Origin of the sequence: Marinobacter guineae, from assembly GCF_002744735.1 — a bacterium.
Taxonomy (GTDB): Bacteria; Pseudomonadota; Gammaproteobacteria; order Pseudomonadales; family Oleiphilaceae; genus Marinobacter; species Marinobacter guineae.
This window is the reverse complement of sequence record NZ_KZ319339.1, coordinates 728,056-739,454: the sequence shown is the minus strand read 5'-3', so window position 1 is coordinate 739,454 and position 11,399 is coordinate 728,056. Positions and strand designations below refer to the sequence as shown.

At 56.0% G+C, this 11,399-nt stretch carries 8 protein-coding genes; 7 read left to right on the top strand and 1 reads right to left on the bottom strand.

Annotated elements, in window-relative coordinates; all coding sequences use genetic code 11:
- Positions 1-11: 11 nt before the first annotated feature.
- Complete coding sequence (mfd, locus tag CLH62_RS03355) at positions 12-3,545, bottom strand: transcription-repair coupling factor (protein ID WP_099616716.1); 3,534 nt, start codon at positions 3,543-3,545, stop codon at positions 12-14.
- 220 nt (positions 3,546-3,765) lie between these two features.
- Between mfd and CLH62_RS03350 the strand changes: the two genes are divergently transcribed.
- From CLH62_RS03350 to nqrF, 7 genes are all read left to right on the top strand, one after another.
- Positions 3,766-5,235 carry a glyceraldehyde-3-phosphate dehydrogenase gene (locus CLH62_RS03350; protein ID WP_099616715.1) on the top strand — a complete coding sequence of 490 codons (1,470 nt, stop codon included), beginning with the start codon at positions 3,766-3,768 and terminating at the stop codon, positions 5,233-5,235.
- Positions 5,236-5,501: 266 nt separating this feature from the next.
- Positions 5,502-6,848: a Na(+)-translocating NADH-quinone reductase subunit A gene (locus CLH62_RS03345; RefSeq protein ID WP_099616714.1), complete on the top strand. Its 1,347-nt coding sequence runs from the start codon at positions 5,502-5,504 to the stop codon at positions 6,846-6,848.
- Between the two features lie 4 nt (positions 6,849-6,852).
- On the top strand, positions 6,853-8,061 hold the full coding sequence (locus CLH62_RS03340) for an NADH:ubiquinone reductase (Na(+)-transporting) subunit B (protein WP_099616713.1): 1,209 nt from the start codon (positions 6,853-6,855) through the stop codon (positions 8,059-8,061).
- Positions 8,054-8,857: a Na(+)-translocating NADH-quinone reductase subunit C gene (locus tag CLH62_RS03335; RefSeq protein ID WP_099616712.1), complete on the top strand. Its 804-nt coding sequence runs from the start codon at positions 8,054-8,056 to the stop codon at positions 8,855-8,857. The genes CLH62_RS03340 and CLH62_RS03335 overlap by 8 nt, the downstream gene beginning before the upstream one ends.
- 2 nt (positions 8,858-8,859) lie before the next feature.
- Positions 8,860-9,525, top strand: coding sequence for an NADH:ubiquinone reductase (Na(+)-transporting) subunit D (locus CLH62_RS03330; protein WP_099616711.1), 666 nt, complete (start codon positions 8,860-8,862; stop codon positions 9,523-9,525).
- Positions 9,525-10,133 (top strand): NADH:ubiquinone reductase (Na(+)-transporting) subunit E, encoded by a 609-nt coding sequence (gene nqrE, locus CLH62_RS03325; RefSeq protein WP_099616710.1) that lies wholly within the window; start codon positions 9,525-9,527, stop codon positions 10,131-10,133. Before CLH62_RS03330 ends, nqrE begins: the two co-directional genes overlap by 1 nt.
- Before the next feature lie 37 nt (positions 10,134-10,170).
- Positions 10,171-11,397, top strand: a complete 1,227-nt coding sequence (nqrF, locus tag CLH62_RS03320; RefSeq protein WP_099616709.1) for an NADH:ubiquinone reductase (Na(+)-transporting) subunit F — start codon at positions 10,171-10,173, stop codon at positions 11,395-11,397.
- Positions 11,398-11,399: the final 2 nt, after the last annotated feature.

Sequence of the window (11,399 nt, the reverse complement as noted above, 5' to 3'; positions counted from 1 at the left end):
TGATCGGGCGTTCATGAGCAGGATGCGCCGCGGTTGGCAGGTTCCAACTCACCAAGCATCCGGGAAATGCCGTCGAGTTTACCACCGGTTGTGGCATCCTTCAGCCGAAAACGGAAGCTGTTGGCCCCTTCAAGCCGGTACTGGTCCGGCCTGGATTGCACTTTTTTAACCAACACCAGCGGGTCCACCGGCGTCGAGCTGCCAAATTCCAGGCGCGCCCATTCCTTGCCGGCGTCGACTTTCACGATGCCCAGGGCCTCTGCCTCAAGCCGAAGCTCTGTCTGGCGGATCAGGTTCCTGGCGGGATCCGGTAATAATCCGAATCGGTCAATCATCTCAACCTGAAGTTCTTTTAATGCTTCGTTGTTATCCACGCTGGCGATTCGTTTATACAGCATCAGCCGGTTGTGGACGTCCGGCAGGTAATCCTCAGGAATCAGCGCAGGAATTCGCAGGTTCATTTCGGTACCGTGGCTCAGGGGAAGGTCGGCGTTTGGCGTCCGGCCCTCGCGGATGGCCTTGACGGCCTCGTCCAGCAACTGCATGTACAGGGTAAAGCCAATGCTCTCGATTTGCCCGCTCTGTTCCTCACCGAGCAATTCGCCTGCGCCCCGGATTTCCAGATCGTGGGTTGCCAGCATAAAGCCTGCGCCCAGGTCCTGTGCTTCGGATATGGCGTCAAGCCGCTTTCTGGCGTCAGAAGTGATGGATTTAGGCGGTGGTGTCAGCAGATAGGCGTAGGCCTGATGGTGCGAGCGACCCACGCGACCACGCAGCTGGTGCAACTGCGCCAGGCCGAACTTGTCTGCCCGTTCAATAATGATGGTGTTGGCGCTGGGAATGTCGATACCGGTTTCAATAATGGTGGTGCATACCAGCACATTAAAGCGCTTGTGGTAGAAATCCGACATGATCTGTTCCAGGTCCCGTTCCCGCATCTGGCCATGGGCCACGCCTACGCGTGCCTCGGGAATCAGGGACCGGAGATCCTCTGCGGTTTTTTCAATGGTCGCCACATCATTATGGAGGAAGTACACCTGCCCACCTCGCAGAATTTCCCGGAGGATGGCTTCCTTGACCATGGGGTTGTCCCGCTGCCGGACAAACGTCTTTACTGACAGTCTCCGGGCGGGCGGGGTGGCGATGATTGACAGGTCCCTCAGATGTCCCATGGCCATGTTGAGCGTGCGGGGAATTGGTGTAGCGGTGAGGGTGAGCATGTCGACTTCCGCTCGCAGGGCCTTGAATTTTTCTTTTTGCTGAACCCCGAAACGATGCTCTTCGTCGATGATTACCAGACCGAGGTTCTTGAACCGGATGTCGCCCTGAAGAAGTTTGTGGGTGCCGATCACAATATCGGCATTACCGTTTTCAACGGCTTCCATCGCTTTGCTGGTCTGGCCGGCCGTGCGAAAACGGCTGAGCAGTTCCACCTGAACGGCGGTGTCCGAAAACCGGTCCCGGAATGACTCGTAGTGTTGCTGTGCCAGCAGGGTGGTGGGCACCAGCACGGCAACCTGCTTACCGGACCAGGTCGCCATAAAGGCGGCCCTCATGGCTACTTCGGTTTTGCCGAAGCCGACGTCACCACAGACAAGGCGGTCCATGGGGCGTTCGCTGGTCATGTCTTCAATAACGGACTCAATGGCAATCTGCTGGTCCGGCGTCTCCTCGAAGGGGAAGCCGGCGGCAAAGGCCCGGTAGGCCTCTTTCGGATCTTCAAAGCTGAAGCCCTTGCGGGCTTCGCGACGGGCGTAGACATCCAGAAGTTCCGCTGCGGTGTCGCGGATTTTCTCCAGGGCTTTCTGTTTGGTTGTGCTCCAGCGATCTGTGCCGAGTTTGTGCAGTGGGGCATGCTCGGTGTCGTTACCGGCATAGCGGGAAATCAGGTGCAGGCTGGAGACCGGCACATAGAGTTTGGAGCCGCCGGCGTATTCCAGCATCAGAAATTCGCTGGCTTCGCCCTCAACAGTAATGGTTTCCAGACCCCGGTAGCGGCCGACGCCATGGTCGATATGGACCACAGGAGCGCCGATTCGCAGTTCTGACAGATCCCGAAAGCCGGCGTCGTCGGTTTCCGTGGGTTTTTCCCGACGCCGCCTTTGCAGCACCCGCTCCCCGAAGAGCGCAGTTTCGGTAATCAGCGCGAGAGCGTGGTCCGGGAGCAGGAGTCCTTGCTCCATGGGCGCAATGGTAATGCCCAGCGGGCACTTGCTGTCCTCCAGGAACGCCTGCCAACTGGCAAGGGTCTCAAGTTCAAGGCCCTGGTCACCAAGGTTCTCAATCAGCGCCTCACGCCGCCCGGACGACTCCGCGCAGATCAGAACCCGGCCACTGAACTCCCCGAGAAACCGTTTCAGGCGACCCGCAGGATCCGCGGAGCGGCCGTCCATGGCAATGTCCGGCAGGGTTGTACTCGGGCAGTTGAAAGATCCGGCGGCGTCGGAGGTTTCAGACGAAATCGATACTCGGGGAAAGGCCTTCAGGTGCCCGAACAGTTCATCCTGCTGCAGGAACAAGTGGCCGGGCGGCAGGATTGGCCGCAAGCGATCATGGCGGCGGTCCTCGTAGCGGTTCCGTGTTTCGGCATCGAAGTGGCTGACGGCTTCGTTCAATTCGGCGGCGGTAAATACATGGGTTGTGCCCGGCAGATAGTCGAACAGGGTTGCTGTTTCGTCGAAGAACAGGGGCAGGTAGTACTCAATGCCCGGCGGGGTGATGCCGTGGGTCACATCCTGATAGATCGGCGTGTCTTTGTCCGAATTGGGAAACTGTTCAAACCAGCGACTGCGGAATCCCGAGCGCGCTTCCTTGTGCCAGGGGAACTCGTAGGCGGGCAGCAGTTCGATGCGGTCTATACGATCGATGGAGCGCTGGGTCTCCGGGTCAAAGGTTCGGAGCGTTTCAATCTCATCATCGAACAGGTCTATCCGGTAAGGCTGGCTGGCACCCATGGGGAAGATGTCGAGGATCGAACCACGAACGGCATATTCCCCGTGCTCATAGACGTTTTCCGCATGCCGGTATCCGGCGGCTTCCAGTTGCATGCGCCAGCTGTCGATGTCCAGGGACTGGCCGACTTCCAGCAGGAGTGTGTTGCCCTGGAGATAGTTGACTGGCGGTAGCCGGTGCATGAGAGTTCTCGCCGGTACCACAAGCACGCCGTGGCTGGTTGATGGCAGTCGGTGCAGGGTGCGGATACGCCGTGAAGTGATGTCCTGGTGCGGCGAAAACAGGTCGTAGGGCAGGGTTTCCCAGTCGGGTAGCGATAACAGCTCCAGTCCGTTTTCGCTGACTGCCGGGCCATCTTCCTCCGCGGGCAGGCCAAGGAAAAAGCGCATGGCCTGTTCCAGGCGTATCGCGTCGTCGGTGCTGCGGGTAATGACCAGTGTCAGGCCCTTGTGGGCGCGGGCACTTTCGCAGATGGCCAGCGCGTCACTGCTGCCGTGCAATTGGCCCCATGTGCGATGATCGGCCGGCCGGGTTGGAAATTCCGGGGCAATCATGATCCGGGATGACGGGCGTGTGTTTGCACCTTGGCTCATGGGCAGTCTGGTTCTCCTGCTGTGGATGTCCGGGAGGCGGGGAGCCGCGTATTCTAACGCCCGCAGACGACGGTGTCATGGCGGCTGCAGCTGGCGCGCTTCAAGTCCTGAGAGGAAAGTGGTGTCTACGAAGGTCTTGGGCGCCTGTATTTGCGGTCGGCAGGATTAAGTTGGATAATATGTGCCCCAATTTCCAAGTGCCAATTGCAGAGGTCCAAGCGTGAGTCACGAACAGATCAATCAGCACCTGTCTAACTGGACAGAAAGAGAATCCACCGCGGAAGCCATGATTCCGCTGATCGGCCGCCTCTACCGCAAGAACAACGTGGTTACATCTGTCTATGGCCGCGCAATTATTAACCAGTCTGTTATCGACATCATTCGTGCGCATCGATTCGTACGTCAGGTTGAAGATAGCGAACTGTCTGTTCACGATACCCTGCCGCTCCTCCAGGCCATGGACAAGCTGGAGCTTGGCCGTGCCCACATTGATATTGGCAAACTTGCGGTCAAGTTCAAGGCTGAAGGTGGTGATCTGACCGAATTCCTGAAGCGTGAAATTGGCCCTGTGGTTGGTCAGTACGCCGCCCAGTCCGAGGAAGACGCCAATAACGACACTAAAGACGTCGTTCTGTACGGTTTTGGCCGTATTGGTCGCCTCCTGGCGCGTATCCTGATTGAGAAAGCCGGGGGCGGCAACAACCTTCGATTGCGTGCCATTGTGGTTCGTCAGGGCGGTGCAGAGAACGACCTGGAGAAGCGTGCCAGTCTGCTGCGCCGTGACTCCGTTCATGGTCCGTTTGACGGCACCATTACCGTCGATGAGAAGGAATCAGCGCTCATTGCCAATGGCAATTACATCAAGGTGATTTATTCCGACGGTCCGGACAAGGTGGACTACACCAAGTACGGCATCAACAACGCCATCGTCATTGACAACACCGGTATCTGGCGTGATGAGGCCGGACTGGGCCTTCACCTCAAGTCCAAGGGTGTCAGTCGCGTGATGCTGACTGCGCCGGGCAAGGGCGACATCAAGAACATTGTGTATGGCATCAACAACGACTGGATCACTGACGATGACAAGATACTGTCAGCTGCCTCGTGCACGACCAATGCCATCACTCCGGTCCTGAAGGCCATTGAGGACGAGTATGGTATTGAAGACGGGCACGTTGAGACCGTTCACTCGTACACCAACGACCAAAACCTGATTGATAACTATCACAAAGGCAGCCGTCGTGGACGCAGTGCGGCCCTGAACATGGTTATTACTGAAACCGGCGCGGCCAAGGCGGTTGCCAAGGCGTTGCCGGTTCTGAAAGGCAAACTGACTGGTAATGCCATCCGTGTGCCGACGCCCAACGTTTCAATGGCGATCCTGAACCTCAATCTCAAGAAAGAGGTTGATGTCGAAGGTGTGAATGAATATTTGCGTGAAATGGCGCTGCATTCCGAGCTGCAGAAGCAGATCGATTTCGTGAACTCTCCGGAAGTCGTTTCCACTGACTTCGTGGGTTCCCGCCATGCCGGTATTGTTGACGCCCAGGCGACCATTGCCAGTGGCAAGCGCCTGATTCTTTACGTCTGGTATGACAATGAGTTCGGTTACAGCGCCCAGGTGATCCGTGTGGTGAGCCAGATGGCCGGCATCAACTACCCGATTTTCCCGAAGCGAGCCAGGGACTGATCAAATCGCACTGACCTGGTGACGTAAAAGGCATAAAACCCCCGGCAGTATACGCTGCTGGGGGTTTTGTTTTTTGGGCTTGTGAGTTGAGTGGTTTACGTTCGGGCACAAACCTGTTCCGGTTTCTGGTGGAAATAGCATTCCTTAATCTCTATAATTGGCGCGATTTTGGGTATGTCTGGCACTCCGTTTCTCATCTTTTTCTGGGCCGCAGAGGTCGGACGTTACAAATCCATTGAATAGTTTCTACTGATTGGACGAGGCTAATGATCAAGATCAAAAAAGGCCTGGATCTTCCCATCAGCGGCGCTCCCGAACAGACCATTACAGACGGCAAACCCGTTCGCCACGTGGCGTTGATCGGTTTTGACTACAACGGCATGAAGCCGACGATGGCTGTGAAAGAAGGGGACCGTGTCAAGCGCGGTACGCTGCTGTTCACGGACAAGAAGACTGAAGGCGTTCGTTATACTTCACCCGCCGCCGGCGTAGTGAAAGAGATCAATCGTGGTGAGCGTCGTGTTTTTCAGTCGATTGTCATCGAAGTCGATGGCGATGAGGCTGAGACCTTTGCGCGCTACAATGAAGCGGACCTTGCCGGCCTTGAGCGCCAGCAGGTCGTTGATAATCTGGTGGAATCCGGGCTGTGGACAGCGTTCAAGACGCGTCCTTACAGCAAGGTTCCCGAGATTGATTCTGCCCCTCACTCCATTTTCGTGTCTGTGATGGACACCAACCCGTTGGCAGCGGATCCGACTGTCATTATTGGCGAGAACAGCCAGGCATTCGAGAAAGGCCTGACGATCCTCACCAAGCTGACCTCCGGCAAGGTGTTTGTCACCGGTAAACCGGGATCCAATGTTCCCGTTCCCAAGTCCGATGCTGTTGAAGTGCATCAATTTGACGGTGTGCACCCTGCTGGCAATGTCGGTACCCATATTCACTACCTCGATCCGGTGTCTGGCAGCAAGACTGTCTGGAGCATCAATTATCAGGACGTGATTGATATGGCCAAACTGTTCGAATCCGGAGAAGTGCCGGTCGAGCGGATTGTGGCTATCGGTGGTCCCAAGGCCCGGAAGCCCCGACTGGTTCGTACCCGACTGGGTGCGAGTCTTCCGGAGCTGCTGGACGGTGAGATTGCCACGGATTGCGAAGTGCGTGCGATTTCTGGTTCCGTTTTCGGCGGTCGGCGCGCTGATGGTCCCTGCGCCTATCTGGGTCGTTTTGCCAATCAGGTTTCGGTGCTGGAAGAGGGTAACAAGCGTGAGTTCATGGCCTATCTCTCACCGGGAGCCAACAGGTTTTCTGTCATGAACATCTATCTGTCCAAGCTGATCGGCGGCAAGCGGTTTGATATGACCACCACTACCAACGGCAGTGAACGGGCGATGGTGCCGGTGGGCATGTACGAAAAGATCATGCCGCTGGACATTCTGCCAACCCAGTTGTTGCGATCGCTGATTGTGGGCGACACCGAAATGGCACAGAAACTGGGCGCTCTGGAGCTGGAAGAAGAAGATCTGGCGCTGTGCACCTTCGTGTGCCCGGGTAAATACGAATACGGTCCGATTCTCCGCGAGAACCTGACCCGAATCGAGATCGAGGGCTAATACGATGGCAATCCGACAGTTTCTCGATGGTATCGAGCACCATTTCGAAAAAGGTGGCAAGTACGAGCGCTGGTATGCGCTCTACGAGGCGGTAGATACTATTTTCTACTCGCCAGCGAACGTGACATCCACTACATCTCATGTGCGTGACGGAATTGACCTCAAGCGCATCATGATTACGGTGTGGCTGTGCGCCTTCCCGGCGATGTTCTTCGGTATGTGGAATATCGGTTTCCAGGCCAACAGCTTCCTGGCTTCCAATCCGGACGCTATGGTCGCGGACGGTGGCTTGCGAACGGCCTTTATTCAGGCTCTCGCGGTAACCGGAGCAGGCGCAGGCGTCTGGGATAACTTCATCTATGGCATGGCCTACTTCGTGCCCATCTACTTTGTTACCTTCGTGGTTGGTGGTTTCTGGGAGGTGCTCTTTGCCACTGTGCGTCGTCACGAGGTGAACGAAGGCTTCTTCGTAACGTCCATTCTGTTTGCCCTGATCTGCCCACCGACTATCCCGCTGTGGCAGGTAGCTTTGGGTATCACCTTCGGTGTGGTGATCGGCAAGGAAGTGTTTGGCGGTACCGGCAAGAACTTCCTGAACCCGGCCCTGACCGGCCGTGCGTTCCTGTACTTCGCCTATCCGGCGCAAATATCCGGCGACACTGTCTGGACCGCCGTAGATGGCTTCAGTGGCGCAACCGCCCTGAGCTGGGCAGCCAGCGGTGGTCTTGAGGCCCTGGAAGCGCAGATTGGCTGGATGAACGCCTTTGTGGGCACGATTCAGGGTTCCATGGGCGAGACCTCCACCGTCGCGGTGCTTATTGGTGGCCTGATCCTGTTGGCCATGAAGATCGCCAGTTACCGAATCGTCGGTGGTGTGCTGATCGGCATGATTGGTATGTCCCTGCTGCTGAACATTGTTGGCTCTGAAACCAATCCGATGTTTGCCGTTCCTGCGCACTGGCATCTGGTGATGGGCGGGTTCGCCTTCGGCATGATGTTCATGGCGACGGACCCGGTTTCAGCGGCGATGACCAATACCGGACGGTGGTGCTTCGGCATCCTGGTGGGTGTGATGACGATTCTGATTCGTGTGATCAACCCCGCCTTCCCTGAGGGCATCATGCTGGCCATTCTGTTCGCCAACCTGTTCGCACCGCTGATGGACCATTACGTGGTCCAGGCCAATATCAAACGGAGGCTTGCACGTGGCTAAAGCTAAAGAAACTGTCTCCCGTACGCTGGTTGTTGCGCTGGTGCTGAGTATTGTGTTCTCTGTGGTGGTCTCAACGGCTGCCGTTATGCTCAAGCCGGCTCAGATCAAGAATCAGAACCTGGACATAAAGACCAATATTCTGTCAGCAGCGGGTATGCTGCCGGACAGCCCAACCGCCGAGGAAATCGAGGAAACCTTCGCACAATTCCAGGTGCGGCTGGTGAACCTGAAAACCGGTGAGTTCGTTGAGCCCTCTTACGTGGGTGTTCAGGATCCCATGAAGTACGACATGTACAAGGCGGCGTCGAATCCGGAATTGTCCACCGACATTCCGGCTTCCGAGGACAAGGCTGGCATCAAACGCCGTCCGGATGTGGCCAAGATCTACACCCTTAGCGAGAATGGCGAGCTCAAACGCGTGGTGTTGCCTATTCACGGTTACGGACTCTGGTCCACCCTCTATGGCTTTATTTCTCTTGAGGGCAACCTGAACACCATTGAGGGTCTTGGCTTTTATGCGCATGCAGAAACCCCGGGCCTGGGTGGCGAAGTTGACAACCCCCGCTGGAAGCAGCAGTGGACCGGCAAGGAACTCTACAACGAGGATAAAACCGAGCCACAGATCCAGCTGGTGAAAGGCGGTGTGAGTGCCAACACGCCGAACAAGCAGCACAAAGTCGATGCTCTGTCGGGCGCAACACTGACCAGCCGCGGCGTGCAGCAACTCGTTAACTACTGGATGGGTGACCGCGGCTTCGCGCCTTTCCTCAAGAAACTTCGCCAAGGGGAGGTCTGATCATGGCAGATGCATCAGCCAAACAGGTTCTCTTTGAACCGATCTTCAGTAATAACCCGATCGCCCTTCAGATCCTCGGTATCTGTTCGGCGCTGGCGGTAACCACCAGCATGAACGTAACCCTGGTTATGTGCCTGGCGGTTACCGCGGTTACCGCATTCGCAAACCTTGCGGTCTCCATGGTTCGTGCACAGATTCCTGGCAGTATCCGGATCATCGTGCAAATGACCATTATTGCCTCGCTGGTAATCGTGGTTGACCAGATTCTCAAGGCGTACGCCTATGAGATCAGTAAACAGCTGTCAGTGTTCGTTGGCCTTATCATCACGAACTGTATCGTAATGGGCCGTGCAGAAGGTTTTGCGATGAAAAATGGCCCCTGGCTGAGCTTCCTGGACGGCATTGGTAACGGGCTGGGCTACTCGGTTCTTCTGATTTTCGTGGCCTTCTTCCGTGAATTGCTGGGCGCAGGCTCACTGTTCGGTGTAACCCTGATGCCGGTGGTCAACGAGGGTGGCTGGTACATACCCAACGGCCTGCTTCTGTTGCCGCCGAGTGCGTTCTTCATCATCGGTCTGGCGATCTGGGGTCTGCGTACCTGGAAACCTGAGCAGGTTGAAGAGCCGGATTACAAAATGTCGCGTCATACCGCCAAGGAGGCGTTCTGATGGAACATTATATCAGTCTGATTCTGAAGGCCGTTTTCGTTGAAAACATGGCGCTGGCGTTCTTCCTGGGGATGTGCACCTTCCTCGCTATCTCCAAGAAGATGGAAGCTGCCACGGGGCTTGGTATTGCCGTAGTGGTTGTACTGACCGTTACCGTGCCGGTGAATAACCTGCTGTACAACAGCATTCTTCGTGAAGGCGCCCTGGACTGGGCAGGCCTGCCGAATGTAGACCTGGGCTTTCTCGGATTGTTGACGTATATCGGTGTAATCGCGGCGATTGTCCAGATCATGGAAATGGTACTGGACAAGTATATCCCGGCGCTCTATGCCGCTCTGGGTGTGTTTCTGCCATTGATAACGGTGAACTGTGCCATCCTTGGTGCCTCGCTGTTCATGGTGGAGCGTGACTACACCTTTGGCGAGAGTGTGGTGTATGGCTTCGGTGCCGGCCTCGGCTGGGCACTGGCCATCATCGCCCTTGCGGGTATCCGCGAGAAGCTCAAGTACAGTGACGTTCCGGAAGGCCTGCGAGGCCTGGGCATCACCTTCATTACTGTTGGTCTGATGTCCCTGGGGTTCATGTCCTTCTCCGGTATTTCACTGTAACTCACCCGGTGATTCGGTTTAACGAAAAGGCGAGACCATGAATACAGAAATTATTCTCGGCGTGGTCATGTTCACCGTTATCGTTCTGGCCCTGGTCGCAGTGATTCTTGCGGCCCGGTCCAGGCTGGTAAGCACCGGTGATGTGACCATTGAGATCAATGACGATCCTGAACACACGGTTAAAACAGAAGCCGGCGGCAAGCTGCTCGGCACCCTGGCAAATAACGGCATTTTCCTGTCTTCTGCCTGTGGCGGCGGTGGTACCTGCGCCCAGTGCAAATGCAAGGTTTTCGAAGGCGGCGGTGCCATGCTGCCTACGGAAAAGACTCACTTCACCAATCGTGAAGAGAAGGAAGGCTGGCGTTTGTCCTGTCAGGTTCCTGTCAAACAGGATATGAAGGTGGAAGTGCCGGAAGAGTTCTTCGGCGTCAAGAAGTGGGAATGTGAGGTCGTTTCCAACCACAATGTGGCTACTTTTATCAAGGAACTGATACTGAAGCTGCCGGAGGGGGAAGAGGTTGACTTCCGTGCTGGCGGTTATGTGCAGCTTGAGTGCCCTCCGTACGAGATCGACTTCAAGGATTTCGATATCGAGGAAGAATTCCACGAAGACTGGGACAAGCACAACATCTGGCGCTACAAGGCGATCAACAAGGAAGAAACCATCCGGGCCTATTCGATGGCGAACTACCCGGAAGAGAGAGGCGTTCTCAAGTTCAATATCCGAATTGCAACGCCGCCTCCAGGGACTGATCACAATCCTGGCATAATGTCCAGCTATGTGTTCAACCTGAAGCCGGGCGACAAAGTTACCGTGATGGGACCATTTGGTGAGTTCTTTGCCAAGAAGACAGACGCCGAAATGGTATTCATCGGCGGTGGTGCCGGTATGGCGCCCATGCGCTCCCACATCTTCGACCAATTAAAGCGCCTTAATTCCAAGCGCAAGATCAGCTTCTGGTATGGGGCTCGAAGTGTCCGCGAGATGTTCTACGTGGAAGACTTCGACATGCTGCAGGAAGAGAATGAAAACTTTGAGTGGCATGTCGCGCTGTCCGATGCGCTGCCCGAGGACAACTGGGAAGGGCCGACCGGCTTTATCCATAACGTGTTGTACGAGAACTACCTCAAGGACCACCCGGCTCCTGAAGACTGTGAGTTCTATATGTGCGGGCCCCCAATCATGAACGCGTCGGTTATCAAGATGCTCAAGGATCTGGGCGTAGAGGACGAAAATATCATGCTGGATGACTTCGGAGGTTAAGC